The organism is Amycolatopsis palatopharyngis (assembly GCF_003385185.1).
In the GTDB taxonomy this organism is placed as follows: Bacteria; Actinomycetota; Actinomycetes; order Mycobacteriales; family Pseudonocardiaceae; genus Amycolatopsis; species Amycolatopsis palatopharyngis.
This window is the reverse complement of sequence record NZ_PQHZ01000022.1, coordinates 31,441-58,057: the sequence shown is the minus strand read 5'-3', so window position 1 is coordinate 58,057 and position 26,617 is coordinate 31,441. Positions and strand designations below refer to the sequence as shown.

Sequence of the window (26,617 nt, the reverse complement as noted above, 5' to 3'; positions counted from 1 at the left end):
GGATGTCGCACGTGCGAGAGATGTGCGTGATCGGACTCGGGTTGATCGGCGGCTCACTGTTGCGGGCGGCCACCACCGCGGGCAGAACCGCGTGGGCGGCTACGGAGTCCACTGTGGATGCCGAAGCCGCTACTGTGGACGGCTACGACGCCGGAACGGACGTGGCCGCGGCGCTGCACAGGGCCGCGCAGCGCGACGCGATCGTGGTACTGGCGGTTCCGCTGACGGCGGTGGACGACGTGCTGCGGCAGGTCGGTGAGCACGCGCCTGAGTGCCTGCTCACCGACGTGACCAGCGTGAAGGGGCCGGTGCTCGACTCGGTGCGACGGCTGGCGCCCTCGGCGAGGTACGTGGGCGGGCATCCGATGGCAGGCACGGCTCGGTCGGGCTGGGAGTCGGGCAGATCGGCGCTCTTCGCGGGCTCGGCGTGGGTCGCGTGTGTCGAGGAGGACACCAATCTCGCGGCCTGGGCCGAGGTGGCCGAGCTGGCGTTGGCGGTGGGCGCCCGGGTGGTACCGCTGCCCGCTGCCGTGCACGACGAGGTGGTCGCCCGGATCTCGCACCTGCCGCACCTGCTCGCCGCGGTGCTGGCCGGCGTCGGCGCGCAGGGCGGTCCGCTGGCGGCCACACTCGCGGCCGGCTCGTTCGCCGACGGAACACGGGTGGCCGGTACGCGTCCTGAGCTGGTCAGGGCGATGACCGAGGGCAACAGGGAAGCACTGTTGCCGATTCTGGACGAGGCACTCGGAAAGCTGGGCGCGGCTCGCGGGTCGCTCGCCTCGACCGGAGGTCTCGGAGCGACCATCAGCACAGGCAACCAGGCGGTCCGGACCATGGAGGAACTGCGCGCGGGCAAGCGGGCAGGAGTCCGCGTGGATCTGGCCGCCCCGGACGCACGGGACGGGCTCTGCGCACTCGGCGAGCGCGGCGGCCGGATCACGGCGATCGACGGCACCGTCGCGAGCGGCGAGGTCGCCTGAACGGGGGACCGACATCGCACTTTCCCGGGAAAGTGCGATCAGGGTGAACGCGAAGTAGGGCACTTTCTTCGTCCGAAAGTGCCCTACTGGTGACCCGGCTGCCGGGGTTACTACCGGGTCACTGCGGGGGCTGCTGCTGGCCGCCGGGCTGGCCGCCACCGGGCTGGTCGCCGCCGCCCTCGTCGCTGTTCAGGAAGCCCTTGGCCTTCTCCGTCGCGCTGTCGATCTTGTCGGAGTGCTCGCCAAACCTGGACTTCGCGGCGTCGCTCGCCTTGTCCATCCCCTGCTCGACCTTGTCGCTGTGCTGGCCGAGCGCGTCCTTCGCCTTGTTCTTCATGTCGTCAAAGTTGATACCCATGAGAATCCTCCTTCGCACTACGGAAATTCGCGACCCCCACCATCCCAACCGGACAGAACGGAGTTCGCAAGGCGAGTGCGGTCAAGCCTCACCCACATGGGGTGGTTATCCACCCTGTCTGCGCCGAAACGGAAACCACGAGCGAGTGAAGTCCGGTCCGCAGACGGCTTGGAACGCCGCGTCGACCTGCTCGGCCACGTCCGCCAGCCGAGCCGAGTCCGGTAACACGACATCCACCGGTTCGCGCTGCTCGCGTACCGCCTCCGCGAACTCGGCGAGCGCATCGGTGAGCAGCCGGACGTCGTCGGGATCGGGCGGATCGGCGCCTCGCTCGATGGCCACGACGACCTCGGTCACCGCATCGGCGACCCGTTCCAGTCCGACGATCGCGGGCCACCAGGCCGCCGCCTGCCTGCCAGCCGCCGACGGCTCGACCACGGCCTGCTGGAATGCCGTGCGCAGGTCAGCGAGGCCGCGATAGGCGCGCCGCCTGCGGCGAGACCGATCCGTTCGCTCCTCGGCCGATTCCGCGGGGCGCAACCCCCGGTCGACGTAGAGCGCGACCGTGTCGGCCACCTCGGCCAGCCTGCCGCCGACGCGCGGGCGCATGCTGCCCGGCCAGAGCAGGTACCCGAACACCAGCACGATCGCGCAGCCCAGCACGGTGTCGACAAGGCGAGCCAGCACGACCGCCCAGTCTCCCCGGCTGGCCAGGTCCATCTGCACGATGATCAGCGGTGTGACGAACGCACTGAGGATGCCGTAGTTGCGCACCTTGCCGATCGCCACACCCGCCGCGAACACCACGACCAGCGCCACCAGCACCCAGCCCCGGACGCCGGAGCCGAGGACGAGCGCACCGATCCCCACCCCGGCCACGGTGCCGATCCCGCGCAGGACCGCGCGGCCGAACACCGACCCGAAGTCGGGTTTCAGGACGATGCCCACGGTCAGCGTGATCCAGTAGGAACGATCGACCGGCAGGACGAGGCCCGCCCCCTCGGCCAGTGCGACACAGAGCACGAGTCGCAGCGCGGCGAGCCAGGTCAGCGGGCCTGCGGTGAGGGAAGCCATCCACTCCCGCAACAGCGACCACGGCGACGTCCGCTCCCTGCGTTTACGCTCCGCGCCTTGCCCGATGGTGGCCAGCCCCGAGTACAGGGCGGCCAGAACGCGATCGGCAGGCCGCTCCTGACTCGGGGTGGGGGCAGGGGGCAGCGGAGCCGCCGCGAGAACTGACGTCGCGACGGCGGTGAGGTGACCGATCACCTCCGGTGGCGCCTTCCGGCCCGCATGCGCCATCGCGACCCCGGCCTCCACCGCCGGCGTCGCGGCGGAGAGCAGGTTGAGCAGGCCACGGTAGGTCTCGTCCCGGCCGGACAACCAGGACCTGGCGCCGAGCATCCGGTCGTAAGCCGTGTTCAGCGCCGTGGTGAGCTGGTGACGTGCCGCCCTGGAGGTCGCTTCGTCCTGGGCGGAGAGCATCGCGGCCAGTTCGATGAAGACGTGCGCGACCGCGGTGCGCTCCGGCGAGGTCGCGCGCACGGTCCACCCTGCGAGTGCGACCAGCAGTCCCCAGCCCGCGCCTGCGATGAAGCAGACCATGGCGAGGTCGGCGGGCACGCCCATCGCGTGCTGGCCGGTACCGAGCACGGTGAACACGAACAGTTGCAGCGCCGCGACACTCGCATTGCTCCCGGCCGCACTGATCAGCGCGGACACCGCCGCGATGAGCACGACGGTGACGAACGATGCCATCGTGTTCGCACCGCTGAGCAGGCCCGCGGCGAACCCCGCGGAGGCCGCCGCGGTCGCTCCGCCCAGCCGGACCGCGCGATAGCGATATGGCCCTGCCGACTCGGCGAGCACCGTCGGCAGGGCGCCCGTGGAGACCAGGGCACCCGCGCCGATGTCGCCGAACGCGTAGCCGACGGCCATGGGAACCGCCATCGCCAGCGCGGCACGGACCGCCCTGGTCCACGGGATCGGCGCCGGAGTGCTGCGCAGGAGCTGGACCAGCCAGATCGGGGCAGCCAGGTCTGCGCGGTTGGACCGCACGACATCCTCCTCCCCCTGTATTCGTTAACTTGACGATCAACAACGAGCCAGGAGGCATCGATGCCGGCGAGGACATTCTCCTTCGAAGTCAATCGGCGCAGCAGCGCGAGCGCCACCGAACTCTTCCGGCTCGAGACCGACGGGGAACTGTGGTCGAGCTGGGCGCGGCCACTCGTACCGCAGTCCGGTTGGGAACGTCATGGGGATCCCGCACCCGGTGGCGTCGGTGCCGTCCGGAAGGTCGGGCTGTGGCCGTTGCTGTTGCGTGAGGAGACCGTCGAGTACGAACAGGACCGCCGCCACGTCTACACCTTCGCAGGCCCACCTGCCCCGGCCAAGGACTACCGGGCTGAGGTGTTGTTCACCCCCAACGCCGAGGGCGGCACGGACATCCGCTGGAGCGGCACGTTCGTCGAGGGACTACCGGGCACCGGGCCGGCGACCCTTGTCCTGCTGCGAACCGCGATCATCTTCCTCGCGGCGCGCCTGGCGCGAGCGGCAGAGCGAGCCTGAGTCACCCGACCGGCGCGACGGCCGCGAGCTGTTCACCCCATGCCCGGTACCCGGCGGGGCCCGGATGGAAGCCGTCGGCGGCGAACGAGTCAGCGGCGAGCAGCGCAGGCGGCAGCGGAGAGTGCGTCACTCCTGGCAGTGCGGCCAGCTCGGCCGCGGCCGCGTCGAGTACCCGCGAACGCAGGCCGAGTACGTAACGCAGCGGCTGCGGCAGGGTCGGGAACCCGCCCATCGGCGGCACTCCCGCGAGCAGAACGGGTGGTGCACCGAGGCGCGTTCGTAGCGCCGTGACCAGCCGAAGCAGGTCTCCGCGATAGCGGGTGGCGCTGTGCAGCCCGATCGTGTCGTTGACGCCGAGGGCGACGACCACGAGATCGGCGGGGCGATCACAGGCGGTGTCCAGCAGGTGGGTGTGCACGGCTCGGGCGTCGGCGCCGGAGCGGCCGACCGCCCGCCAGCGCACCGAGCGCCCCGAACGGGCGGCGAGCGCCGCGCCGATCTGCCCGGTCAGTGCCTCCTCGTGATCGCGAGCTCCGACACCGGCCACCGTGGACTCGCCAAGAACGAGCAGGTCCAGCGGCTCTCCCTGGCCAACGCTGCCGTCGGCCGGGCCCGTCGCGTCGGGCAGCCGGGGAGTGGTGCGCCGCACCCGCTTTCCCTGGACCGCGAGTGCCGGGGCGAGCAGGAGGGTCGCGGCTGTGGCGAGCAGCGGCTGGGCGAGAGGAGTCATATAACGACGTTATCGTATGGCGGTCAGCCAGCTTTGCGCTGTTCCTCCTGGCGTTGCTGGTGCCAGCGCTCGAACATGGCGGGCAGTTCCCTGATCATGAAGTCGAGGAAGCTGCACATCTCGCCGAGTCGCCTGCCCGCCGGGGTTTCTTCACCGAGAACGGACATTCCCTCGACGGTCGCGTCCCGCCACATGATCATCATGCGGTCGCGCTTGAGGAACGTCGAGTACCAGAGGTCGTCGACGAGGCAGTAGTGGTCGCGGCGGCCGCCGGGCTCCCGGCGTTTCGCGACAAGGCCGAGCTGGTCGAGAAACCGCACCGCGCCGGAGACCGCCGCGGGACTGACCGACAGCCGCTCGGCGAGCTCGGCAGCCGTGAGCTGACCGCTGTCAGTGGACATCAGGGTGGCGAAGACCCGGGCGGCCATCCGCTGGAAGCCCATCTCGGTCAGCACCATCGCGAGCCTTTCCACGTAGTGCTGGACCTCCGGTTCGTCCCGTTCGATGTTCGGATCACGCTGAGACTGCGGCCTGCTCGACATGACTCCATCCTCTCCGACGACGGTGGAAGGCCCCACCCGTTGTATACGTTTTCTTAACTTCACAACTTTGTGAAATGACAGTACAGTCTGATGCATGACCAACGCCATCTCGATCTCCGGCCTCCACAAGTCGTTCGGCCCCACCAAGGCCCTCGACGGGCTCGATCTGAACGTCGCCACAGGCGAGGTACACGGATTCCTCGGCCCGAACGGGTCGGGAAAGTCGACCACTGTCCGGGTGCTGCTCGGCCTGCTGCGCGCCGACTCGGGCGACATCCGGCTGCTCGGCGGCGATCCGTGGCGCGATGCCGCATCCCTGCACCGCAGGCTCGCCTACGTCCCCGGCGACGTCAACCTCTGGCCGAACCTGTCCGGCGGCGAGGTGATCGACCTGCTCGGGAGGTTGCGGGGCGGCCTGGACCCGCGACGCCGTAAGGATCTCATCGAGCGGTTCGACCTCGACCCGAGGAAGAAGGGGCGCACCTACTCCAAAGGAAACCGGCAGAAGGTCGCCATCGTGGCGGCACTTGCGTCCAATGTAGAGCTGCTGATCCTGGACGAGCCCACGGCGGGGCTCGACCCGCTGATGGAGGCGACCTTCCAGTACGCCATCCAGGAGGAGCGTGAGCAGGGCAGGACCGTGCTGCTCTCCAGCCATATCCTCGCCGAGGTCGAGGCGCTGTGCGATCGGGTGAGCATCATCCGCAACGGCCACACCGTCGAGAGCGGCACCTTGGCCGAGTTGCGCCACCTCACTCGCACTTCGATCTCCGCCGAACTCGCCGGCCACCCGAACGGGCTGACGAACCTGCCGAATGTGCACGACCTGCGCATCGACGGCAACACAGTGCACTTCGACGTCGAGACCACCGGACTGGACGTCGTGCTGCGCCAGCTGGCGGAGGTGGGCGTACGCAGCCTCACCAGTCAGCCGCCGACGCTGGAGGAATTGTTCCTGCGGCACTACACGAACGAGGCGTCGACAGCGAAGCCGGAAGCGAGGACCCGATGAACCGGCACACGGGCGCGACAGTCAAGGCGAGCCCCAACGTCGGGACCAGACACCTGGTCCGGCTGGCACTACGCCGGGATCGGATCATCCTTCCACTGTGGATCCTGTTGCTCGGGATCATGCCCGCGAGCACGGCGGGGACCTTCGAGCAGCTGTACCCCACGATGGCCGAACGTGCGGGACTGACCGCGGCGATGCAGGCGAACCCGTCGATCGCGGTGCTTTACGGGCCGGCGTTCGACCTCTCCACCGCCGGTGGTTTCGTCGCCTGGCGGCTCGGCGGGTTCATGGCCGTATTCGTCGCCCTGATGGCGATCTTCACCGTCACCAGGCACACCAGGGCCGAGGAGGACACGGGCAGGGGTGAACTACTTGGGTCCACTGTGGTCGGACGCTATGCGATGCTCACCGCCGCCGTGATCGTCGCGGGCGGCACGAGCGTACTCATCGGACTGATCCAGGCGGCTTCGTTGAGCGCAGCCGGCCTGCCCGCCGCAGGGTCGTTGGCCTTCGGCCTGGCCACCGCGAGCACCGGTCTGGTGTTCACGGCGGTGTCGGCGGTAGCGGTGCAGGTGGCGGAGTACTCCCGGACGGCCAACAGCATCAGCTCCGCCGTACTCGGCGCCGCGTTCCTGATCCGTGGGGTCGGTGACGCGAACGCCAACGGCGACCTCGGCTGGGTTTCGTGGCTTTCACCGCTGGGCTGGCCGCTGCAACTTCGGGCGTTCGCCGACGAGCGCTGGTGGGCCCTGTCCCTCTCGCTGGTGACGGCCGTCGTGGTCGGCGCGATCGGCTACAGACTGCTGCCCCGCCGCGACTTCGACGCGGGGATACTCCGGGGCAGGCCAGGACCTGCCACTGCCGCGCGGAGTCTGAACAGTCCGCTGGCACTCGCGTGGCGGCTGCACAAGGGCTCCCTGATCGGCTGGTCGGTCGGCCTGGCCGTGTCCGGGCTGATGATGGGGGCGATCGCCAACGGAATCGGCGACATCATCGGCGACAGCGAGCAGGGCCGGCAGATGTTCGAGCGGATGGGTGGCTCGGGCGGGATGATCAACGCCTTCCTCGCCGCGATGACCGGCATGTTCGGCATGGTCGCCGCGATCTACGGGGTCCAGGCCACCCTCCGCATGCGCGCCGAGGAGGTGGCCGTCCGAGTCGAACCGCTGCTGGCGACCAGGGTGAGCAGGCTCAGCTGGACCGCCAGTCATCTTGCGTTCGCGTTCCTCGGCACGGCACTGATCACGCTGATCGCGGGGTTCACCACCGGCCTGGCACACGGGCTGCAGGTGGGCGATGTTTCGGGAGCGGTCGGCGACGTACTGGCGGGCACGCTGGTGCAGCTGCCCGCGATCTGGGTGATCGTCGGGATCGCCGCGGCGATCTTCGGCCTGCTGCCGAAGTACACGTCCGCCGCATGGGGGATCGTGCTGGCGGCGCTGTTGCTCAGCATGTTCGGTCCGGCGGTGCAGCTGCCACAGGTACTGATGAACATCTCGCCGTTCACGCACATCCCGAAGATCCCGGGGTCGGAGTTCACCGCCGCTCCGCTGATCTGGCTGACCGCGATCGCCGCGGTGGCACTGGTCGGCGGCCTCGCCGCCTTCCGCCAACGCGACATCGGCTAGCGGCGCCGGGGTACCGCCCACCCTGCCCGCGTCGGGGCAGGCAGGGTGCCCCTTTCCCGGGAAAGCGCGAGTTCACACGCCTCGCACTTTCCCGGGAAAGCGCGAGTTCGGGATTGGCGTTAGGGCGTTAGCTCACGGATCTGGCGGATCAGCTCCACGCGCTCGTCCGCGGTATCGCCGAGCGGCTGCACCAGCAACGTGGTCACACCCGCCTCTGCGTGCGCGGCAATCCGTTCCCTGACGTGCCCCTCCGGACCGACCAGCGAGATGGCCCGGAGCAACTCGGCGGGAACCGCGGCTGCGGCCTCGACCTTCTTGCCCTCCAGGTAGAGGTCCTGGATTTCCTTGGCCTCCGCCTCGAAGCCGTACCGGCAGGCGAGATCGTTGTAGAAGTTCTTGCCCTTCGCGCCCATACCGCCGACGTACAGGGCGATCATGTGCCGATACGGCTCCAGCAGGTGGTCGACGTCCTCGCCGATGGCCAGCGGCATACTCGCGATCGTGTCCAGCTCGCCGAGTTCGGGGGCACGCTTGGCCTTTCCCTCGGCCAGCGAGGCGCCCCAGACGTCGGCGGCCTTCTCCGGATAGTAGAAGATCGGCTGCCAGCCGTCGGCGATTTCCGCGGTCAGCGCGACGTTCTTCGGGCCGAGGGCGGCGAGCTGGATCGGGATCCGCTCGCGCACCGGCTGGTTGATCAGCTTGAGCGGCTTGCCGAGACCGGTGCCCTCCTCCACCGGCAGCGGGATCCGATAGTGCTTGCCCTCGTGTACGAGCCGCTCGCGCCGCCACACCTGCCTGCAGATGTCGACGATCTCGCGGGTCCGGCCGATCGGGGCGTCGTAACGCACGCCGTGGAAACCCTCGATGACCTGCGGGCCGGAGGCGCCCAGACCGAGCGTGAACCGGCCACCGGACACATAGTCCAGGCCCGCGGCGGTCATCGCCGTGAGGGTCGGCGTGCGCGTGTAGATCTGCAGGATCCCCGACGCGAGTTCGACCCGTTCGGTCCTGGCCGCAAGATAGCCGAGCTGGCTCACCGCGTCGAAGGAGTAGGCCTCCGGAACGAACACGATGTCGAGACCGGCCTGCTCCAGCCGCACCGCCTCCTCGGCCATGTCGATGAAGTTGCCCGCGTAGCTGAGCTGAGTGCCGATCCGCATGCTGCGCCCTCCACGTTATTTACATGCCGCGTGGAACGTAACACTTGGAGACGTTCGGCAGTGCGTGAGTTCAGTCGCGCTGCTGCACCGAGCCCGACGCGTCGACCACGAGATGGGCCTGCACACCGCCCGGCGGGCAGTCGGGGCCGTTCGGATAGGTCGCGGCGGGGGTGGCCTCGGCTTCCTGTTGCAGCACCTGCCCGTCGGCACCGGTCAGCGTGAGCGTCGCCCGCACCGGAGCCTGCGGCAGGTTCTGGACATCGACGAACGCGTTCTTGCGCCCGTTCTCCCCCAGTTGCGCGGAGCAAGCGTCCGTCGGACCGTCGCCGGTGCACGTGGTGTCGCCCGCCTCGGTCGAGTTCATCAGCTGCAGGTCCCGGCGCACACACTCGCCGTCCCAGCAGACCTCCAGCGTCCCGCCGGTCACTTTCCCGGCGATCGGGGCAGCCACATCTACCCCGACACCGGTGGGCGCACCTATCTCGGTGCAGGCCTCCGATTCGACCCCGCCCGACCCAGCGCCACAGCCGGTCACAGCGACGAGGAACAACAGCAGCCACGGGTATCTACGCATATCCCCAAGACGGTGCGGGCCGTTCGCGGGGTTGCATGGGACAGCGCTGCATGCGTCGAGGCCATATCGGGTAACCACGGTCATGAGCGAACTGAGCGAGCAGATCCCCACCCAGCTCTTCGTCTACGGGAAGTGGCGGGACGCGGCCTCGGGCGCCCGGTTCCCGGTGACCGACCCGGCCACCGAGGACACGCTCGCCGAGGTGGCCGACGGGCAACACGAGGATGCCGTTTCAGCGGTGGACGCGGCTGCCCGCGCGCAGGCCGAGTGGGCCGCGACGCCGCCTCGCGAACGCGGGGAGATCCTGCGCCGCGCCTGGCAGCTGATGACCGAGCGCGCCGACGAGCTCGCCCGGCTGATGACGCTGGAAATGGGCAAGAGCCTGGCCGAGTCGCGCGCGGAGGTCACCTACGCGGCCGAGTTCTTCCGCTGGTTCTCCGAAGAAGCCGTACGCATCGACGGCCGGTACGCGCAGGACCCTTCCGGCGCCAAGCGCACCATGGTCACGAAACAGCCGGTCGGCCCTTGCCTGTTGATCACCCCGTGGAACTTCCCGCTGGCGATGGGCACTCGCAAGATCGGCCCCGCCATCGCCGCGGGCTGCACGATGGTGCTCAAACCGGCCCAGCTCACCCCGCTGTCGATGCTGAACCTGGCCGCGTTGCTGACCGAGGCAGGACTGCCGGACGGGGTGCTGAACGTCGTGCCGAGTACCTCCGCGAGCCGCATCGTGTCCCCGGCGCTGGAGGACCCACGGATCCGCAAAATGTCCTTCACCGGCTCGACCGAGGTCGGCAAGAAGCTGGTGGAGCAGTGTGCTCCGAACCTCCAGCGGATGTCGATGGAACTCGGCGGGAACGCGCCGTTCCTGGTGTTCTCCGACTGTGATGTGGACGTGGCGGTCGAGGGCGCTGTCGCCGCGAAGATGCGGAACAACGGTGAGTCCTGCGTCGCGGCCAACCGCTTCCATGTGGCCGAACCGGTCGTCGAGGAGTTCACCCGGCGGCTGACCGCCGCGATGGCGGAGATGCGGACCGGACCCGGCACCGAGGAAGGCGTCTCGGTCGGCCCGTTGATCAACATCGGCCAGCGCGACAAGGTCGTGGAACTGGTCACCGACGCGGTGGACGCGGGCGCGACCGTGACCACGGGCGGTGAAGTGCCCGAAGGCAAGGGTTTCTTCTACCCGCCGACCGTGCTCGCCGACGTGCCGGCGAACGCGCGGATCCTGCGTGAGGAGGTGTTCGGGCCGGTCGCCCCGATCACCACCTTCACCGACGAGGAGGACGCGCTGCGCCAGGCGGGCGACACCGAGTTCGGGCTGGTTGCCTACCTCTACACCCGCGACGCCGGCCGTGCGGTGCGCGTCGGCGAAGCGCTGCCGACGGGCATGGTCGGTATCAACACGGGAATCGTGTCGAACCCGGCCGCACCGTTCGGCGGCATCAAGGAATCCGGCTTCGGCAGGGAAGGCGGCGCCGAGGGTATCGAGGAGTACCTGGACACCAAGTACATGTCGCTGGCCCTCGGCTGAGCAGGCCTAGGGCGTGTCGTGCGTCAGACACGCCCTAGACCCGGGATCTGCGCCTGCGAACGTCGACCTGCCCGGATTTGACGTCACCGCGCAGATCCTTCACGAAGCCCACGCACATGGCGATGAGAACCAGCACAAAGGGCGAGGCGACCACGATCGCGCCCCACTGGAGGGCGTCGAGGCCGCCGACGATGAGCAACATCAGCGCCACCATGCCGACGAGCAACCCCCAGCCCACCGTGAGCCATTTCTTCGGTTCCGGGTTGCCCTTCGACGAGAACGTTCCCAGCACGATGGCACCGGCGTCGGCGCCACTGACGAAGAACACCGCGGCAAGGATGATCACCGCGATACTGGTCACCGTGGCCAGCGGGAACGCCTGAAGCACCTCGAACAGCGCGGCCTGCGCGCTCTCTCCCGCCGCGGCCGCGACGTCGACCTGCCCGGAGATCTGCAGGTCCAGCGAGGTGCCGCCGAGCACCGAGAACCACACCACCGTGGCGAGACTCGGCGCGATCAGCACACCGACCACGTACTCGCGGATCGTTCGCCCACGAGAGATCTTGGCCAGAAAGCTGCCAACGTACGGCGCCCAGGAGATACCCCACGCCCAGAAGAAGATGGTCCAGTTCTGCATCCAAGTGCCGTCGTCGAAGGCGCCGGTCTCGAAGGACATCGGCAGGAAGTTGAACAGGTAGCCACCGAGGGCTTCCGACAACAGGTCGAGGATGAACTTGAACGGCCCGAGCAGCAGGAGAAACAGCATCAACCCGATCGCCAGCAGTACGTTGAAGTCGGCGAGCCGCTTGATGCCCCGGTCGACGCCGGCCACCGCGGAGAACACGAAGGCGATGGTGAGCGAGCCGACGACCAGCACCAGCAGGAGGGTCGAACTCTTGATCCCCCCGACGAACCCCAGGCCCGCGATGATCTGCAACGTGCCGAGCCCGAGGGTCACGGCGTTGCCGACCAGTGTGGTCACGATGACCCAGGTGTCGATACTCCTGCCCACACCGCCGTCCGCGTGGTTGCCCAGCAGCGGCCGCAGCGTCGAGGTGACGAGGGAACTGCGCCCCTTGTTCATGGTGCTGTAGGCGAACGTGAGGCCTGCGACGCCGAAGAACGCCCACGGGTGCAGTGCCCAGTGGAAGATCGAGTACTGCATCCCGACGACCGCCGCCTCCTCGGTGCGCGGAGCCGGGCCGCCCGGCGGCGGCTCCGCGTAGAGCAGGACCGGTTCGTAGGCACCGTAGAAGATCAGCCCGATGCCCACGCCGAGGGCGAACATCATGGAGATCCAGGAGAACGTGGAGTACTCCGGCTTGTCCTCGGCCTTGCCGAGTTTGATCTTGCCGAATCGGCTGAACGCCAGGTAGAGAATGAAGAAGACAAATCCGGCGGTCGCGAGCACGAAGACCCAGCCGAACCAGTCGGCGATGAAGGCGTAGACGTGCAGCCCCGCGATCCGCAACTGGTCGCTGAATATGAGACCGATCGCGAGGAAGCCGAGCGCGAGGGTCGCCGCGACGATCGTCACGGGTAGGTCGATCCCGCTGCGCCATCCCTTCCCTTGGGAGTTCTCACCCTTGGACACGCCGGTCACCTCGGCAACGGGTCGAGGTAGGCGCCCGCGGTACCGGTCCGGCACAACTGCTCGGTCGTGACGTCCGCAGGCGGCATCTCGGCCTCGGTGAAACCGTACGGTTCGGTCAGCTTCAGGACTCTGCCCTCCCGTCGAAGCGCCGTCAGTTCGGTGTTGAACGCGTCGCGCAGCGGCTGGTCGGTTTTGCGGAACGCCGCGCCGCCGCAGCCGAGCTGGGGTTGCCCGTCGACGGTAGGCACGAACGGGTCGAGGACCTGTACCCGCGCGGCAGGGTTGGAATTGTCGAGTGCCGGATCGTCCGGCGTGCCGGGTGGTGGTTCCTGCGCGCGTAAGAGGTCGACGAGCGCCCGCAGGGAAACGCTGGTCAGGGTGAAGGCGTCCGCACGATCTTCCGCCACGGCCTCCACACCCGCACGCTGGGAAGCGACCACCTTCAACCGTTCCCGGTTGACGCCGGCGGCAGCGGCGAAGCCCTGTTCCGCGGTCCCGCCGAGCACGGCCAGCGTGGCACCCTCCGCCGCGACCGATGCGTAGTCACTCAGCCCCAGCGGGTTGTCCTTCCGGACGAGCAGCGCCGAGCGGGCACAGTAGATCGGATCGGAGAACAGGGCCTGATCACACCGGGGGCCGCCGATGAACATCCCGGCAGCGACAGCGTCGAACCTGCCGGAGTTGAGGCCTTCGAGCAGGTCCCGGAAGAGCGTCCGGACACCCACGACCTCGACTCCTTCACCAAGGATCCGCTCGAAGATCGTCCGATGCACCGCGGGCATCGCGCCGAGCAGTCCGTTGTCCTCATAGGCGTAGGGCCGCTCACCCGCGTGACCGAGCCGGACGACTCCCTCGCTCCTGATCCGTTCGAGCGTGTCACCGAAACCGAGTTCGGCGCAGGCCGAGGTGAGGCCGGAGACGGCGGCGACAGCTCCGGTAGCGAATCCGGCTCGGAGAAAGCCCCTCCGGGACCAGTGGCCCTGCACTGACACAACGCCTCCTCCCGGCTGGTGAACAGCCACATCCGCACTACCCGCTTCCGGCGGGCTCAATCTTCGGCCCTGCCCGCCGACCGTGCAGTGCGACTAGGGTCGGGACGAACAGCACCGCCGCCGTCCCGGGGAGGGCCAAATGAAACCGTGGTTGCTGCTCACTGCTGGAATCCTGCTGCTCACCCTGGGTGCGATCTGGGGGCTGCAAGGCCTCGGCGTGATCACCGGGAGCCCGATGACCGGGCAGAAACTCTGGTTCGGCATCGGTCTGGTGTGCGCGGTCGCAGGCCTCGCGCTGATGGCTGCCGGAACCCGCCGCACCAGCCGCTGAGCCCACCCGTCACCCAACCACCACCCCCCAACGAGACGCTTCGCGCCGCTGAGTGCGCTCGTCACCCAGCCACCACCACCCGGAACACCGGATAGCCCGGAGTGATCTCCAGCAGCTTCTCGGGGGAAGCCTTTGCGTCGACTCCGTCGAAGAACATGCCGACCTCGAACGCCCAGCGCTTGAGGTAGGCGCGGAGCAGTTCCGGCTTGGCTTCGTCGTCCAGCTCGATGGCGGTGAACGCCTCCGCACGCTTGCCCAGGCGCAGTTCGCCGCCACCCGCGACGCGCAAGTTGCGCACCCACTGGGTGTGCCCCCGGGGCGCGACCAGGTACCGCTCACCCTCGAAGGTCATCAGGTTCACCGGGTTCGTACGCCAATGCCCACTCTTACGGCCGCGCACCGCGAGGACCCGGCTGCCCCACAGGCTGATCCCGAGACGAGTCAGCCCGGAGACCGACCTGTGCAGGATTGCCTCGTACCTCTTCGGCTCGATGTAGCGAGTCGCGTTGTCCTGTGCCATCCCAGTCTCCCTCGGCATCGCGAGAGCAGTGCTCTCTGTTGATGGGCAAGTCAAGCAAGAGCGCTGCTCTCTGTCAAGAGCGATGCTCTCGAATTGGTGCACCGCTCTCCTTTCTGGCACAGTGTCGGAAATGACTGGCAGCCGCACGGCGCGACAGCGAGCGCGAGCCGAACTGACGCAGGAAATCAAGGACAGGGCTCGCGAACAGCTCGCCGAGGTGGGCGCCGACGGACTCTCCCTGCGAGCCGTGGCCCGGGAACTCGGCATGGTGTCCTCGGCCCTCTACCGCTACTTCCCCAGCCGGGACCAGCTGCTGACCGCGTTGATCATCGACGCCTACAACGCGCTGGGCGACACCGCGGAAGCGGCCGTCAAACAGGAGGACACCCCTCGGGGACAGTGGCTTGCGCTCTGCCATGGCGTACGCGTGTGGGCAAAGCACAACCCGCACGAGTACGCGCTCATCTACGGTTCGCCGATCCCGGGATACCAGGCGCCGCAGGACACTGTCGCCCCCGCCAGCCGGGTTGCGGTCGCCTTCGTCGGGATCCTGGCCAGAGCCGAGGCCGAGCACGGGCTGCGCCCACCGCTGACCGCACCCGAACTCACCCCGGTACTCGACGATCAGCTTCGGCGCCTGGCCGCCGACCTGGCACCCCAACTGCCGCCCGCCGCGGTGGGCAGAGCCATATTCGCTTGGACCCAGCTGTTCGGCATGATCAGCTTCGAACTGTTCGGGCAACTGGTCGGCAGTGTCGACCCCGCGGACGAGTTCTTCGCCCACTCGGTCGATCAGCTCGCCGAGTTCGTCGGACTCCGGCCCCCACAGGGAGTCTGACTCCCGAGTCGGCAGCCGACCGCAGGTGAGGCACAGGCAGGACCGCGGGTCGGCGGTGAACAACCCGGCTCATGAATAAGACACAGGGAGAATCGTGCACGCAGTAAAGACAGTCAGCGCTTTCGTCGGCCGCTGGTTCGCGCTCATCGTCGTGCTCGCGGGAGCCCTCGCGATGGCGCTGCCCAGCGCCTTCGACGACTGGGGCCCCGCCGTTCCCTGGCTGCTCGCGCTCATCATGTTCGGCATGGGCATGACGCTGCGGGGCAGCGACTTCGCCTATGTCGCCAAGCGTCCGATCGCGTTCGCCATCGGAGTTGTCGCACAGTTCGTGGTGATGCCCGCGCTGGGCTGGGCGATCGCCAACGGGTTCCAGCTCTCCCCGGACCTCGCGGCCGGGGTGATCCTGGTCGCGTGCGCGCCGGGCGGCACGGCCTCCAACGTGATCGTGTACTTGTCCAAAGGGGACACGGCGCTGTCGGTGGCGATGACGTCGGTGTCCACTCTGCTCGCACCGTTGCTCACCCCAGCGCTGGTACTGCTGCTCGCGGGCGAGTACCTGCCGGTGGGCTTCGGCGATCTCTTCGTCTCGATCATCAAGGTCGTCCTCGCCCCGGTGCTGCTCGGCCTGCTGCTGCGCCGGATCGCGTCGCGGGCCATCGAGCACCTCCTGCCCGCACTCCCCCTGGTCTCGGTCACCGGGATCGCCCTCGTCGTGATGATCGTGGTCGCGGGCAGTGCCCCTACCCTGGCCACGGTCGGCGTACTGGTCCTGGTGACCGTCGTCCTGCACAACCTGCTCGGCCTGACGGTCGGCTACACCGTGGCGCGCGTCTGCGGACTCGGGGAGCCGGCCCGGCGAGCGATCAGCATCGAGGTGGGCATGCAGAACTCCGGCCTGGCGGCCAGCCTCGCCACGACCCACTTCAACCCTGCGGCCGCACTCCCCGCAGCCATCTTCTCCGTCTGGCACAACGTCTCCGGATCACTGCTCGCGAGTTACTGGGCGCGCAAGTAAGTTGCGCACAATTTAATTGATGTCTAGGTTAGTGGCATGTCCGACGCCGACCGCGCGCTGCTGCTCGAGGAGCAGGTGTGCTTCGCGCTCTACGCGGCTTCCAGGGCGGTCACCGATACCTACCGCCCCCTGCTGTCCGAGCTAGAGCTGACCTATCCCCAGTACCTGGTCCTGCTCGTGTTGTGGGAACGCGACGGGCGACCGATCAAGGAGATCGCCGCCGAGTTGCGCCTCGACTACGGCACCGTGTCGCCGTTGCTGAAACGGCTACAGGCAAGGGGATTGCTGACCCGCGAGCGGCAAGCGGGTGATGAGCGCAGCGTCACGGTGAACCTCACCGAGGAAGGCAGGGCACTGCGCGAGCGCGCGGCGGGAATTCCCTCGACGATGAGCTGCGCCATGGGCCTCGACGAGACCTCCCGGCACGAACTGATCCGGACCCTGCGCGACCTCACCGAGGCCACGCTGTCCACAGCAACAGAAGGAGATCGCAATGCCAAGTCGTGACGCCACAACCCACTGGGAGGGCGGACTTCAGTCCGGTAAGGGCAGTGTCACCCTCGACTCCTCGAACGCAGGGCAGTTCCCGGTGTCGTTCCCGACTCGTGCAGGTGACCCCGAGGGTCAGACCAGCCCGGAGGAACTGATCGCGGCCGCACACTCATCCTGTCTGGCCATGAACCTCTCCGGCGTGCTGGAGAAAGAGAATCTGACCGCGACCTCGCTGGACGTCAGCGCCGAGGTGACTCTCGGGCCGGACACCGAAGGGTTCAAGATCAGCGGTATCGCCATCACGCTGCGCGCCGAGGTGGCCGGCGTGGACGCGGAGAAGTTCAAGCAGCTCGCCGAAACGGCGAAGGACACCTGCCCGGTGAGCAAGGCGCTCACCGGCACGACGATCACGCTGGACGCTTCACTCGTCTGAGCGGCGAACGCGGTGGGGGTGGCGAGAACTCGGCCGCCCCCACCGCTACCGCTACTTGCCCGACTGAAGTGCGCCCCACGTCCTGGGGCCGACGATCCCGTCCGCGCCAAGACCCCGGGCGGACTGGTAACTCTTCACCGCAGCCGTGGTCTTCGGGCCGAACTGGCCGTCGATAGTCAGCGCGGCACCGGTGGCCGCGTTCAACGAGCGCTGCAATCTGCTCACCGCGCTACCACTCGACCCGTCCTGCAATATCGGTGTGCTGCCGCGGGACAACAGCGCCGTCCAGGTATGTGCGGCGACCACGCCCGTCGCGGGAAGACCGGCCTTCGCCTGGAACTGCTTCACCGCCGCGACAGTCGCATCGTCCATCGTGCCGCTCGGGTCACCGTCGCCGATGTCGTGTCCGGCCGCACGCAGCAGGCACTGGGCGACCGTCACCTGAGCATTGGCGGCACCGGGATCCAGCTTCGAGTAACTGCTGCGGTTCAGCTGAACGCTGATGCAGCCCTTACGACCCGCCACGAGATCGGCGGCTGCCCGCTGCCCCTTGCTGACCGCATCGGCATGGTTTTCGATGGGCTTCGCGGTGACACCGGGAAAGGCGATGTAGTCGACCACCTTTCCCGAGATGCCACCGGTGCGGGGGTTGGGGTTGATGCCGAGCGCCTTGGCCAGCGCGTAAGAACCCTCACCGATCGCGTCCTTCGGACCGCGGTCGCCCACGACCGCGTACACGACCTTTCCTTTGTAGACAACCGCGACGACGGTTCCGCCAGGAACCCCGGATCGATCGTGGTTCCACGTCGACGAAGCCTGCGGCACGACAACGAACGGCAACTTGTCCGCGATCAGCGGCTTGCCGTCGGACTGCGGGAACGAGGTCGCCGGTTGGAAGTACGGATCCGTCGACTTGTTGCAGTTCGTGGTGCGCTGACCATCACAATCGATCGTCATCCCGGAGCGCCAGTGCACGGCGTTTCCGGTGGCGCACACCGGAACCGTCCGGGATCGACCGCTGCGCTCGCCGTACTTTCCGTTTGAGATCTGCTCGGTGCAGTTCTGCACCGCCCCGCTCAACTGGTCGCCGGTGGGCGGATCGGCCGCCTGCGCCGGGACGGTCACGGCCACCGTGGCTCCGCCCGCGAGCAGCAACGCGACTGTCAGTTTCGCCAGCATCCTGCGCATGCCCTTCTCCCTTCCGTGGTCACTTGCCCGCCTGCAGAGCCGCCCAGGTGTTCGGTCCGACGATTCCGTCAGCGCCGAGGTCGCGCGAGGACTGGTAGCTCTTCACCGCTGCGGCGGTCTTCGGGCCGAACTGACCGTCGACGCCGAGCCCCGCGTTCGTCGCGGCGTTGAGCGATCGCTGCACCCTGCTCACCGCACTGCCCGTCGATCCGTCCTGCACGGTCGGTGTGCTGCCCCGCGACAACAGTGCCGTCCAGGTGTGTGTGTCCACGGTGCCGTCCGAGGTCAGGCCGACCTTGGTCTGGTACTGCTTGACGGCGCTGGTCGTCGTAGCGTCGAAGGTGCCACTCGGGCCGTCTGTGCCCGTGTTGAACCCGGCTCCGGCAAGCAGGCACTGGGCCGCCTTGACCAGTTCCCCCTTTGCCCCCTCGGCGAGCTGCGGGTAGGAGGTGTGGTTCTCGTTCACCACCGCGCAGGTCTTCGCGTCACCCTCGATCACGTTGTTGTAGCGGATGGCGTTGAAGCTCGCGGTCCTGCTTGCCGACCAAGTGCGCTGGGAGGCAACGGTTCCGGTCCGATACTCCTCGCGGACCACGGCCTTGGTCTTGCCCGAGTCCGCCCAGCGGACGAACAGCGCGATGTGCTGGGTACCGCTCGAGTGCAACCAGAGCGCGTCACCGGGAAGCAGGTTGGACTTACTGATCCTGGTGGCCACCTCCATAATGTTGCCGGTCCAGCGGACGTTCTTGAGCCCCCAGGCCATCGAGACGTATCCGGAGCAGTCCTGGCGGTAGCGACCGAACTGGTTGGTGTGCCACCTGCTCTGGCTGTACGGCACCCGCTCATCGATCCAGCTCTGTGCCCGGGTAAGAATGTCCGTCCGCGTCAGTTTCAGGTCGGCTGTGGGATGACCTGCGATCCCGGCCTCGGACCGGGTGGTGGCTGACTCGTGCGGCGGCGCGGACGACTGCGCCGCCGCCGTCGGGCTTCCCGCACACAGCAATCCTATGAGGACTGTCGCGACTCCCGCCACCCGCACCCTGTGCTGCATTGAACGACTTACTCTCATTTGCCCTCTCCTCACGAAGCGGATAGGACATATCTACCGGAGAAAATGCGTACTACGGCCATCCGGCAGGAAAGAATAAAGCGGCCAAAACAATCGAAAAACCAGCTCGGACCGACGTTGGTTTAATTTATGGATTCACGTATGGAAACCGGTCAGCTCGCACTGGACCAGCTGCGGGTTCTGGCCAGCGCCCTGGCCGCATCCTGGCTGTACCAAGGCATCGACAGGTCGTCGAAGATCGCCAGTGCCGCGCGAAGGGATCGTTCGGCTTCCCGCCACCGGCCGGTTCGAACGTACAGCCCGCCGAGACTCCGCAGTGTGTATGCCTGCCCGCGACGATCGCCGAGCGCCTCGAACATCGATTTGCACCGGTTCAGGCTCTCCGCCGACTGCTCATGTTCCCGGACCTGAGCCTGCAAATCCCCAAGGCTGCGCAGAGAATACGCGACCGCATGGCGATGCCCGTGTTCGGTGAAGAGTTCGAGCGAGCGGACGAGGCTGGTCCGGGCTTTGCCCGTGTCCCCCTGGAAACGCTGGACCTCGCCGAGGCTGCGCAGCGCATGGGCCTCCCAGTGCGCGTCGCCCGCAGCCCGCGCCATGGCCAGTGCCTCGTCCAGCAACGTGACGGCGCGGTCGTAGTGGCCCGCTCTGCGGAGCACGTCGGCCAGACGTTTGAGCACGCTCACCCTGGCCCGCTCGTCGCCCACCCCGCTGGACAACCGCAGCGCCTCGGCGAAACAGCGCTCCGCCGCCGCGAACTCGCCCGCGTCGGAGTGCACGCCGCCCAACTCGTCCAGCGCCGCGGCCTGCGTACGATCGTCGCCCGCGGCCTGGGCGACCTCGATGGCGGTACCGAGCCGGGTCCTGGCCTCGCGGACCCTGCCGGTCTCGGCCAGCACGTCGGATTCGGCTACGAGCGTCCTGGCAAGCTCCACCTGATCTCCGAGGTCGCGGTAGCGCTGTGCGGCAGCGGACAGGTAGCGCATCGCGCTGCCCACCTTCATCTGCTGCCAGTGCAGTTCGCCGAGCCTGCGCAGACTGCGGGCCTCGGCCCTCGGGTCACCTGAGCACCTGCCCGCCCAGACAGCGAGCACGGTGACGTTGCGGGCCGAGGCCGAACCCGGCCGCACGGTCGCGAGTTCGGCGAAGGCGTCGGCCAGCTGCCAGGCGCGTTCCCACCACCCACGCTCCAACGCGGCGTAGACGGCGACGAGCACGTTGTCCGCCTCGGCCATGCACCAGCGGGCTGGATATCGCCTGCCGCAACCCGCGTTCACCGCCTCGAGGTAGTGGATGATCATCGCGGACAGCGCGGCGTCGCGCACCTGCTCGGAATCCTCTGTCCTGGACTTCTCCTCGGCGAACTCGGCGATGAGGTCGTGCAACTGGTACCGCAGCTCACCGAAGGCGTCGCGGCCTGCGACCTGCAGCAGCTGGGCTTCGACGAGAGATTCGGCGACCTCGGCTCCGGTGGCGCGGTCCACTCCGAGGAGGGTGGCGACCGCGGCCCTGGACACGGCAGGCAGACGCACCGTGCCCAGGAGCCTGAAGGCCTGCCTGGTTCGTTCGGCACATTCGGCGTAGCTGAGTTCGATCGTGGCTCGTACGTCGAGATCGCCAGCGCGCATCTCCGCCAGCCGGGACCGGCCCGCGCCGATCCGGTCGGCCAGCTCCACCAGTGTCTCATGTGGACGAGCCGCGAGTTTGGCGCCGACAATGCGCACGGCCAGCGGCAGTCCCGCGCACATCCGCAGCAACTTTCGCGCGGCCTCGGGCTCGGCGACGACCCGCTCCCGCCCGGCGATCCCGGACAGCAGTTGCCAGGCGTCCTGCTCGGCGAACGCCGCAACCGGAATGGTTTTCGCCCCGGCGAGGCCGAGCATCCGCCGCCGTGACGTGACCAGTACTCCGCATTCCTCGCCCGCGGGCAGCAAAGCGCGCACCTGACCTTCGTCCCTCGCGTCGTCCAGCAGCACGAGCACGGTCGCATCGGCCGTCCGGCTGCGCCAGAGTTGCTGACGTTCGACGAATCCGTGCGGGATCGTCTCCTCGGCCTCGCCGATGGCGAGCAGGAATCTGCGTAACACCTCGCTCGGCTGGCCGGGCTCGGTGGCGAGATCGGCCACCACCTGGCCGTCGCCGAACTCTCTGCGGAGCAGGTGCGCGGAGCGGATCGCGAGCGTGCTCTTGCCGATCCCGCCCGGCCCGCTCAGCACGACGAGGCGCGGCCCGCGTCCGGTGAGTTCGCCGCGGATGCGTTCCAGCAACTCACCACGGCCGGTGAAGTCGGGCAGTTGCGCGGGGACCTGTGCGGGACAAGCGGCACCCCCGCCGTATCCGGCTGTGCCCTGGCCTGTTCTCGTGCGTTCGCCACCATGGGCCAGTGGCACAGCAGGCGGTTCGGGGAGCAGACGTCCCGCCGCCTGCTCCAGTCTTGTTCCGGGCAGGACACCGACGGCGTCGAGCGCGATCCTGGTGTTCTCGAACACGTCTCGCGCGGCGGCGCCCCTGCCCGCCGCGACGAGCGCCTCGATGAGTAGCGCGGCGAAGTTCTCTTGCGCCGGATCGTGCGTGAGCTGCTCGGTGAGGCCGCTGATGGCGCCGGTGAGATCGCCGAGTGCGATGTCGATCTCGAAGCGCTGTTCCAGAGCCGCCAGTTTGTGCTGTTCCAGGACACCGGCGTAACCGGACAGCAGTGGTCCCCTGCCGGTGTCCTGCAACGCTTTACCGCGCCACAGTGCCAGCCCCGCTCGCAGGTGCCGGCTTGCCTGGGGAAGATCGCCCTGGGCGGCGGCCTTCCGGCCTGCCTCGGTGAGCCGGAGGAACTCGGTGGCGTCGAGTTCCGCGTCGTCGAGCATCAGGGTGTAACAGCCCTGCCTGGTGCGAATGAGTTGCCGCGGGGAACGGGCGGGCAGTTCTGGGCAGAGCAACTTGCGCAGTGTGGAGATGCGGCCCTGCAACACGGCGCCGCTGGAGCCGGGGGCTGGACCGCGCCAGAGTTCGGCCGCGAGCATCTCCGTGGTCACCGGTTGGTTCGGACTGCTCAGCAGCACAGCGAGGACAGTGCGGACCTGTCGCGGACCGACGGATGCGCCCGAGACAAGAGTGGATCCGAGAATGCCGTATCGCACACGCACCCCCGCCGTGTGAAAGTTGCTCACTTACCAGCTAGCTGCGCGAACGGTCATGTTCCCACAGTGCGCACAGCATCGAGGTTCAACGGCAGGAAATCAAGCAACTCCGGTCGGTCATTTTCACCATTCGGCAAAATTCACCTATTGCGCGGCGACTAACACACTCCTGTAGCGCGTACGTAGCGCCTGACCTGCCGCAGAACAGTTGAACATTCGAAAACAACTACCGATGAACAACTGTCGCACAGAACGCGGGAGCGGATCGAAACGCCGAGCCGGGGTGCCTGTGCAGCACGGCCTGTTCGGCCGAATCACAGGCACCCCGTCAGCACGCGGCACCCAGCCATACCTCCCCCGGACCCCCAGGACCGGGGGTGGCGGCTCGCACTCCTGTGCAGAGGATTGCCACCCAACTGCTTCACACGAGTGGAGCCGGGTACGCGAAGAGCCTAGACTGGACCCGCGAGGGTTTCAACCAACAGAGAAGTAAAAACTCGGACGGTCGTTTCCATGAGTGGAGACCCGCCGGTGACATGGGGAGTTCACGATGGTCGACGAGGCAGGCGCGGGTCGGACGTTGGCCAGCAAGCTCAACCACCTCTTTGTCAACAAGACGCCACGTGACGGGCAGGAATACAGCAACGAGCAGGTCGCGGCCGCGATCACGGCGCAGGGCGAGGTGAAGATCTCGCAGAGCTACATCTGGCAACTGCGCAAGGCGAAGAAGGACAACCCGACATTCAAGCACCTGCAGGCGCTCGCGGGCTTCTTCGGCGTCCCGGTCAGTTACTTCTTCGACGACGAGGTCACCGATCGGGTCGATCAGCAGCTGGCGACACTCAAGTCAGAGCAGGCCAGGCTGAACGAGATCGCCGGCAGTAGCGAGGCCCAGTTCATGGCGATGCGCGCCGGGGAGCTCTCACCGGGGCGACGCAGGCTGGTGATGGAACTGCTCGACGTGGTCTACCGCGAGGAGCAGGCCGCGCGTCCGGACGCACCTGGCGAGTAATTCCCACTCGGCCTTAACCAGCCCCGGCCGGAACCGCTACGGTTTACGACGACGAAGCGGCGAAGCAGGGGTGATGAACGGTGCGGGAACGACAACTGCGGCGCCGCTGCAAGCGCCTGTTGAACGAGCTGGACATCCGCCCTCCACTCGACGTCGCCGAACTGTGCAAGCGCGTCGGTGAGCAGCGCGGTAAGCCCATCCGGCTGCTCGGGCACCCGATTCCGGTACCTGGACCATTCGGGGTCTGGATCGCGACCGAGACCGCGGACTACATCCTCTATCAGGCGGAGACGAGCAAGTCGCACCAGCGGCACATAATCCTGCACGAACTCGGCCACATCCTGGCCGGGCACAGCAGTGATCAGGACGACGACAGCCTGCTCGCCGACCTCTATCCGGACGTCGAGCCGGACACCCTGCGCTCGAAGTACCCGGACCTCGAACCCGACGCCGTACGCAGGGCGCTGCGGCGCACGTCGTACGACACAGAGCACGAGCGCGAGGCGGAGACGGTGGCGACCATCATTCTCGAGTGGGCCTCCGTGCTCGACCGGGTCACGCCAAGGGACACCGGCGACTCGAAGGACACCAACCAGAAGGTGGAGAGCGCACTCGGCGACCGCCTCGGCTGGCTGTGAGGTTCAGTGCTTGTCTGAGAACTCGGATCACTATTACCTCGCAATCCGCGATTCTCGACACGCCCTCTCAGGGCTCCCTGCGCCACACGAACGCGGCCGACACCGGGTGGTTACGGAACCGCTCCCACTTCGGCTTGACGGCGATCCACTCTTCGTCCACCACGCGCTCCCGTAGTTCTGCCAGCTGCCAGCCTGCGTCCAGCCCGGCGCTGACGTGGTCGCTGAGCAGGTGCACCGTCGTGCTGATGGCGACGTCCTCACCCGTGTCGCTGCGGTAGTGCGTCGGCATTCCGGTGGCCATGATGAAGTGGGGATGGAAGGCCACGACGACGAAGTGCGCCTTGTCCGCCGCGAGCCGCCGGGCCTCCCGGTAGAACGGCCGCAGGTCGCTCAGGTGCTCGTCCACGAGAGACGAGATCAACAAGTCGTAGCTGCCCGAGGCGAGCCCGGTCTCGGTGACGTCACCCTCGATCAACCGGTCATGGGCTCCGCGTTCGCGGGCTACGGCGAGCATCTGCGGGGTGAGGTCGACGCCGTCGACCGTCCGGACACCGTGTGCGCGCAGCCAGGCACCGGTGCGACCGGTGCCGCAGCCGAGGTCGAGCGCCCGCTCGGCCGAGGCCCACGAGGGCTCGGTCAGCCGATCGAGCAGTGCGATGTCCATTGTGTCCTGGACGGTGTCCTCGTAGCTGGAAACCCACTCGCCGTACCCGGTGCGGACGTCCACGGTGCGGTAGCCACGCGAGTCGAAATCGCCGAAGTCCATGGCGGCCAGTGTGGCCGCCATGGACGATCCGGCCAATCTGTTTTCCACCGCCGCGGCCTCAGTGCGCCTTGAGTCGCTTCCGGCCGAGGAGGATGTCGATCACGAGGAACGCCAGCAGGCTGATCCCGAGCAACGGCACGAACCAGCCCACCACGGCCGCCACTGCCAGCCCGGCGAGCAGTGGGAGACGTGGTGCTCTGCGCCACTGCCCGCGCGGGATCGGCCTGCCGAAGGAGAAGCCGGTGGTCCTGGCCGGCCTGCGCTGCCACCACATCCGGTAACCGAGGACCACGAGCGTCGCAAGGCTGGCTCCGAGTGCGACGAGCAGGAGCTGGTTGGGCCAGCCGAACAGCACACCCATATGTCCGTCGATACCCCAGCGGGCCAGCTTGGCGGCGATGGGGAAGTCGGCGAAGCGCACCTCGTCGACGACCTGCCCGGTGGCGCCGACGACGGCGACCGCGTCGACCTGCGTCGGCCAGCCGCGGTCGATCTCGGTGACCGACCACGCCTCGCCCGGCCCGCCAGGCGGCGCGATCTCGATCAGCCCCGCGTCGATCTCCGCCGCGCGGGCAGTGGCCAGCACGCCGTCCAGTTGCGTCACCGGATCCTCTGTGGACGATTCGGCGCCTGCCGCGTGGCCGGCGTGCTCTGCGTGTTCGGCGTGTTCGCCTGCGCCCTCGGTGTCGAGAGAAGGAGTGCTCCAGCTCAGCGCGGCGCGCAGATCGGCGACGTTCTCCCCGGCATAGGTCGACCAGGTGAGCCCGGTGGCGGACAGGAACAGCGCGCCGAGCAGCACCCAGGTGCCGAGCGCGCCGTGGCGGCCCATCGTGCGGCGGCGCCCCGTCGTTCCCGGTTCGGGCCGCACCAGTGTGGCCGGTCGGCGGCCACGGCGGCGCGAGACCCAGAGCACGATGCCGCCGAGCGCGACGACCCAGAGCCAGGAGGCGGCGAGTTCGCTGTAAAGACGTCCCGGTTCGCCGAGCAACAAATTGCGGTGCAGCTGGTCGAGGGTCATCCGCAGGGGCAGGGCGCCGCTGGTGCCGTAGGTGGTGAGGTCACCGGTGATGTCCCCGGTGCCTGGGTCGACGAAGATCGTGCGGTACTCCGACGAATCGAGCCGGTCGTCGGCGAGGAGCACCCTGGTGGTGTCGCCGGGCTCGGGAGCGGGACGGACTGCGTGCAGTTCGGCCCCCGGCGCTGCGGCCTGGGCGGCGAGTACCTGTTCGGACAGAGGCAATGGTTCGGTTGCCGAGGTGGCGCTGAGTTCGTCGGCGTAGATCCAGGACTCGAGTTGCGGGGTCAGTGCGTAGAGGACCCCGGTCAGTGCGGCGACGAGGACGAACGGACCGACGAGCACCCCGGCGTAGAAGTGCAGGCGGAGGACGAGACCACGCCAGCCAGAGGCAGGCTGGGGATCCGGATCCGGCGGTGCCACGGGCACGGGTTTGGTCGTTTCGGACATGGGCGATGGACTCCTGGTTCGGTGCAGGGTGGAGGACCGCGAGG

Annotated in this window: 26 protein-coding genes; 12 read left to right on the top strand and 14 right to left on the bottom strand. The window is 68.0% G+C overall.

The features are described 5' to 3' along the window. Window positions 1-2: 2 nt before the first annotated feature. Complete coding sequence (locus tag D0C15_RS18180) at window positions 3-980, top strand: prephenate dehydrogenase (RefSeq protein ID WP_116046896.1); 978 nt, start codon at window positions 3-5, stop codon at window positions 978-980. Window positions 981-1,098: 118 nt separating this feature from the next. Here the strand turns inward: D0C15_RS18180 and D0C15_RS18175 are convergent, their stop codons facing one another. Continuing rightward, complete coding sequence (locus D0C15_RS18175; protein WP_116046894.1) at window positions 1,099-1,338, bottom strand: antitoxin; 240 nt, start codon at window positions 1,336-1,338, stop codon at window positions 1,099-1,101. A 105-nt stretch (window positions 1,339-1,443) separates the two neighbouring features. Beyond that, window positions 1,444-3,396: an FUSC family protein gene (locus D0C15_RS18170; RefSeq protein ID WP_116046892.1), complete on the bottom strand. Its 1,953-nt coding sequence runs from the start codon at window positions 3,394-3,396 to the stop codon at window positions 1,444-1,446. Between the two features lie 60 nt (window positions 3,397-3,456). On the opposite strand from D0C15_RS18170, the gene D0C15_RS18165 reads away from it, so the two are divergent. Next, window positions 3,457-3,909: an SRPBCC family protein gene (locus tag D0C15_RS18165; protein ID WP_116046890.1), complete on the top strand. Its 453-nt coding sequence runs from the start codon at window positions 3,457-3,459 to the stop codon at window positions 3,907-3,909. A 1-nt stretch (window position 3,910) separates the two neighbouring features. On the opposite strand, the gene D0C15_RS18160 is transcribed toward D0C15_RS18165, so the two are convergent. Continuing rightward, window positions 3,911-4,639 (bottom strand): SGNH/GDSL hydrolase family protein, encoded by a 729-nt coding sequence (locus D0C15_RS18160; protein WP_116046888.1) that lies wholly within the window; start codon window positions 4,637-4,639, stop codon window positions 3,911-3,913. A 23-nt stretch (window positions 4,640-4,662) separates the two neighbouring features. Continuing rightward, the gene (locus D0C15_RS18155) at window positions 4,663-5,181 is read right to left on the bottom strand and encodes a GbsR/MarR family transcriptional regulator (protein WP_116046886.1); all 519 of its coding nucleotides are present in this window, start codon (window positions 5,179-5,181) and stop codon (window positions 4,663-4,665) included. A 94-nt stretch (window positions 5,182-5,275) separates the two neighbouring features. On the opposite strand from D0C15_RS18155, the gene D0C15_RS18150 reads away from it, so the two are divergent. Continuing rightward, window positions 5,276-6,193: an ABC transporter ATP-binding protein gene (locus D0C15_RS18150; protein WP_116046885.1), complete on the top strand. Its 918-nt coding sequence runs from the start codon at window positions 5,276-5,278 to the stop codon at window positions 6,191-6,193. Continuing rightward, window positions 6,190-7,821: an ABC transporter permease gene (locus D0C15_RS18145; protein ID WP_116046883.1), complete on the top strand. Its 1,632-nt coding sequence runs from the start codon at window positions 6,190-6,192 to the stop codon at window positions 7,819-7,821. Before D0C15_RS18150 ends, D0C15_RS18145 begins: the two co-directional genes overlap by 4 nt. A 119-nt stretch (window positions 7,822-7,940) precedes the next feature. On the opposite strand, the gene D0C15_RS18140 is transcribed toward D0C15_RS18145, so the two are convergent. Both D0C15_RS18140 and D0C15_RS18135 read right to left on the bottom strand, forming a co-directional pair. Further along, complete coding sequence (locus D0C15_RS18140; RefSeq protein ID WP_116046881.1) at window positions 7,941-8,981, bottom strand: LLM class F420-dependent oxidoreductase; 1,041 nt, start codon at window positions 8,979-8,981, stop codon at window positions 7,941-7,943. A gap of 70 nt (window positions 8,982-9,051) precedes the next feature. Then, window positions 9,052-9,555: a hypothetical protein gene (locus D0C15_RS18135; protein ID WP_116046879.1), complete on the bottom strand. Its 504-nt coding sequence runs from the start codon at window positions 9,553-9,555 to the stop codon at window positions 9,052-9,054. Between the two features lie 82 nt (window positions 9,556-9,637). Between D0C15_RS18135 and D0C15_RS18130 the strand changes: the two genes are divergently transcribed. Continuing rightward, window positions 9,638-11,089, top strand: coding sequence for an NAD-dependent succinate-semialdehyde dehydrogenase (locus tag D0C15_RS18130; protein ID WP_116046878.1), 1,452 nt, complete (start codon window positions 9,638-9,640; stop codon window positions 11,087-11,089). Window positions 11,090-11,123: 34 nt separating this feature from the next. On the opposite strand, the gene D0C15_RS18125 is transcribed toward D0C15_RS18130, so the two are convergent. Further along, complete coding sequence (locus D0C15_RS18125; protein WP_116046987.1) at window positions 11,124-12,683, bottom strand: BCCT family transporter; 1,560 nt, start codon at window positions 12,681-12,683, stop codon at window positions 11,124-11,126. Between the two features lie 5 nt (window positions 12,684-12,688). Then, complete coding sequence (locus tag D0C15_RS18120; RefSeq protein WP_162830124.1) at window positions 12,689-13,675, bottom strand: transporter substrate-binding domain-containing protein; 987 nt, start codon at window positions 13,673-13,675, stop codon at window positions 12,689-12,691. Between the two features lie 139 nt (window positions 13,676-13,814). On the opposite strand from D0C15_RS18120, the gene D0C15_RS18115 reads away from it, so the two are divergent. After that, complete coding sequence (locus D0C15_RS18115) at window positions 13,815-14,006, top strand: hypothetical protein (RefSeq protein WP_116046874.1); 192 nt, start codon at window positions 13,815-13,817, stop codon at window positions 14,004-14,006. A 61-nt stretch (window positions 14,007-14,067) separates the two neighbouring features. Here D0C15_RS18115 and D0C15_RS34170 read toward each other — a convergent pair whose 3' ends face one another. Further along, on the bottom strand, window positions 14,068-14,526 hold the full coding sequence (locus D0C15_RS34170) for a nitroreductase family deazaflavin-dependent oxidoreductase (RefSeq protein WP_162830123.1): 459 nt from the start codon (window positions 14,524-14,526) through the stop codon (window positions 14,068-14,070). 130 nt (window positions 14,527-14,656) lie between these two features. On the opposite strand from D0C15_RS34170, the gene D0C15_RS18105 reads away from it, so the two are divergent. From D0C15_RS18105 to D0C15_RS18090, 4 genes are all read left to right on the top strand, one after another. Beyond that, the gene (locus D0C15_RS18105) at window positions 14,657-15,364 is read left to right on the top strand and encodes a TetR/AcrR family transcriptional regulator (protein ID WP_162830122.1); all 708 of its coding nucleotides are present in this window, start codon (window positions 14,657-14,659) and stop codon (window positions 15,362-15,364) included. 94 nt (window positions 15,365-15,458) lie between these two features. Then, window positions 15,459-16,379 (top strand): bile acid:sodium symporter family protein, encoded by a 921-nt coding sequence (locus D0C15_RS18100; protein ID WP_116046869.1) that lies wholly within the window; start codon window positions 15,459-15,461, stop codon window positions 16,377-16,379. A 36-nt stretch (window positions 16,380-16,415) separates the two neighbouring features. Further along, window positions 16,416-16,886, top strand: a complete 471-nt coding sequence (locus D0C15_RS18095; RefSeq protein ID WP_116046867.1) for a MarR family winged helix-turn-helix transcriptional regulator — start codon at window positions 16,416-16,418, stop codon at window positions 16,884-16,886. Continuing rightward, complete coding sequence (locus D0C15_RS18090; protein ID WP_116046865.1) at window positions 16,873-17,304, top strand: OsmC family protein; 432 nt, start codon at window positions 16,873-16,875, stop codon at window positions 17,302-17,304. Before D0C15_RS18095 ends, D0C15_RS18090 begins: the two co-directional genes overlap by 14 nt. Window positions 17,305-17,355: 51 nt before the next feature. Here the strand turns inward: D0C15_RS18090 and D0C15_RS18085 are convergent, their stop codons facing one another. From D0C15_RS18085 to D0C15_RS18075, 3 genes are all read right to left on the bottom strand, one after another. Continuing rightward, window positions 17,356-18,492 carry a peptidoglycan-binding protein gene (locus tag D0C15_RS18085; RefSeq protein WP_116046863.1) on the bottom strand — a complete coding sequence of 379 codons (1,137 nt, stop codon included), beginning with the start codon at window positions 18,490-18,492 and terminating at the stop codon, window positions 17,356-17,358. 19 nt (window positions 18,493-18,511) lie between these two features. Next, window positions 18,512-19,543 carry a C40 family peptidase gene (locus tag D0C15_RS18080; protein ID WP_245975933.1) on the bottom strand — a complete coding sequence of 344 codons (1,032 nt, stop codon included), beginning with the start codon at window positions 19,541-19,543 and terminating at the stop codon, window positions 18,512-18,514. Window positions 19,544-19,713: 170 nt separating this feature from the next. Then, window positions 19,714-22,614, bottom strand: coding sequence for an ATP-binding protein (locus tag D0C15_RS18075; RefSeq protein ID WP_162830121.1), 2,901 nt, complete (start codon window positions 22,612-22,614; stop codon window positions 19,714-19,716). A 628-nt stretch (window positions 22,615-23,242) separates the two neighbouring features. Between D0C15_RS18075 and D0C15_RS18070 the strand changes: the two genes are divergently transcribed. Further along, on the top strand, window positions 23,243-23,704 hold the full coding sequence (locus tag D0C15_RS18070) for a helix-turn-helix domain-containing protein (RefSeq protein WP_116046857.1): 462 nt from the start codon (window positions 23,243-23,245) through the stop codon (window positions 23,702-23,704). Window positions 23,705-23,784: 80 nt separating this feature from the next. Next, window positions 23,785-24,342 (top strand): M48 family metalloprotease, encoded by a 558-nt coding sequence (locus D0C15_RS18065; protein ID WP_116046855.1) that lies wholly within the window; start codon window positions 23,785-23,787, stop codon window positions 24,340-24,342. Between the two features lie 67 nt (window positions 24,343-24,409). On the opposite strand, the gene D0C15_RS18060 is transcribed toward D0C15_RS18065, so the two are convergent. Beyond that, window positions 24,410-25,129, bottom strand: a complete 720-nt coding sequence (locus D0C15_RS18060; RefSeq protein WP_245975931.1) for a class I SAM-dependent DNA methyltransferase — start codon at window positions 25,127-25,129, stop codon at window positions 24,410-24,412. A 37-nt stretch (window positions 25,130-25,166) separates the two neighbouring features. Continuing rightward, complete coding sequence (locus D0C15_RS18055) at window positions 25,167-26,573, bottom strand: PepSY-associated TM helix domain-containing protein (RefSeq protein ID WP_116046853.1); 1,407 nt, start codon at window positions 26,571-26,573, stop codon at window positions 25,167-25,169. Window positions 26,574-26,617: the final 44 nt, after the last annotated feature.

What these genes read in the sequence shown, in the direction of transcription:
- D0C15_RS18080 (WP_245975933.1), bottom strand. Translation starts at nt 19,543, where the DNA reads ATGCAGCACAGGGTGCGGGTGGCGGGAGTCGCGACAGTCCTCATAGGA.
- D0C15_RS18175 (WP_116046894.1), bottom strand. Translation starts at nt 1,338, where the DNA reads ATGGGTATCAACTTTGACGACATGAAGAACAAGGCGAAGGACGCGCTC.
- D0C15_RS18095 (WP_116046867.1), top strand. Translation starts at nt 16,416, where the DNA reads ATGTCCGACGCCGACCGCGCGCTGCTGCTCGAGGAGCAGGTGTGCTTC.
- D0C15_RS18135 (WP_116046879.1), bottom strand. Translation starts at nt 9,555, where the DNA reads ATGCGTAGATACCCGTGGCTGCTGTTGTTCCTCGTCGCTGTGACCGGC.
- D0C15_RS18145 (WP_116046883.1), top strand. Translation starts at nt 6,190, where the DNA reads ATGAACCGGCACACGGGCGCGACAGTCAAGGCGAGCCCCAACGTCGGG.
- D0C15_RS18090 (WP_116046865.1), top strand. Translation starts at nt 16,873, where the DNA reads ATGCCAAGTCGTGACGCCACAACCCACTGGGAGGGCGGACTTCAGTCC.
- D0C15_RS18155 (WP_116046886.1), bottom strand. Translation starts at nt 5,181, where the DNA reads ATGTCGAGCAGGCCGCAGTCTCAGCGTGATCCGAACATCGAACGGGAC.
- D0C15_RS18140 (WP_116046881.1), bottom strand. Translation starts at nt 8,981, where the DNA reads ATGCGGATCGGCACTCAGCTCAGCTACGCGGGCAACTTCATCGACATG.
- D0C15_RS18165 (WP_116046890.1), top strand. Translation starts at nt 3,457, where the DNA reads ATGCCGGCGAGGACATTCTCCTTCGAAGTCAATCGGCGCAGCAGCGCG.
- D0C15_RS18105 (WP_162830122.1), top strand. Translation starts at nt 14,657, where the DNA reads ATGACTGGCAGCCGCACGGCGCGACAGCGAGCGCGAGCCGAACTGACG.
- D0C15_RS18085 (WP_116046863.1), bottom strand. Translation starts at nt 18,492, where the DNA reads ATGCGCAGGATGCTGGCGAAACTGACAGTCGCGTTGCTGCTCGCGGGC.
- D0C15_RS18115 (WP_116046874.1), top strand. Translation starts at nt 13,815, where the DNA reads ATGAAACCGTGGTTGCTGCTCACTGCTGGAATCCTGCTGCTCACCCTG.
- D0C15_RS18055 (WP_116046853.1), bottom strand. Translation starts at nt 26,573, where the DNA reads ATGTCCGAAACGACCAAACCCGTGCCCGTGGCACCGCCGGATCCGGAT.
- D0C15_RS18160 (WP_116046888.1), bottom strand. Translation starts at nt 4,639, where the DNA reads ATGACTCCTCTCGCCCAGCCGCTGCTCGCCACAGCCGCGACCCTCCTG.
- D0C15_RS18150 (WP_116046885.1), top strand. Translation starts at nt 5,276, where the DNA reads ATGACCAACGCCATCTCGATCTCCGGCCTCCACAAGTCGTTCGGCCCC.
- D0C15_RS18060 (WP_245975931.1), bottom strand. Translation starts at nt 25,129, where the DNA reads ATGGCGGCCACACTGGCCGCCATGGACTTCGGCGATTTCGACTCGCGT.
- D0C15_RS18070 (WP_116046857.1), top strand. Translation starts at nt 23,243, where the DNA reads ATGGTCGACGAGGCAGGCGCGGGTCGGACGTTGGCCAGCAAGCTCAAC.
- D0C15_RS18130 (WP_116046878.1), top strand. Translation starts at nt 9,638, where the DNA reads ATGAGCGAACTGAGCGAGCAGATCCCCACCCAGCTCTTCGTCTACGGG.
- D0C15_RS34170 (WP_162830123.1), bottom strand. Translation starts at nt 14,526, where the DNA reads ATGGCACAGGACAACGCGACTCGCTACATCGAGCCGAAGAGGTACGAG.
- D0C15_RS18180 (WP_116046896.1), top strand. Translation starts at nt 3, where the DNA reads ATGTCGCACGTGCGAGAGATGTGCGTGATCGGACTCGGGTTGATCGGC.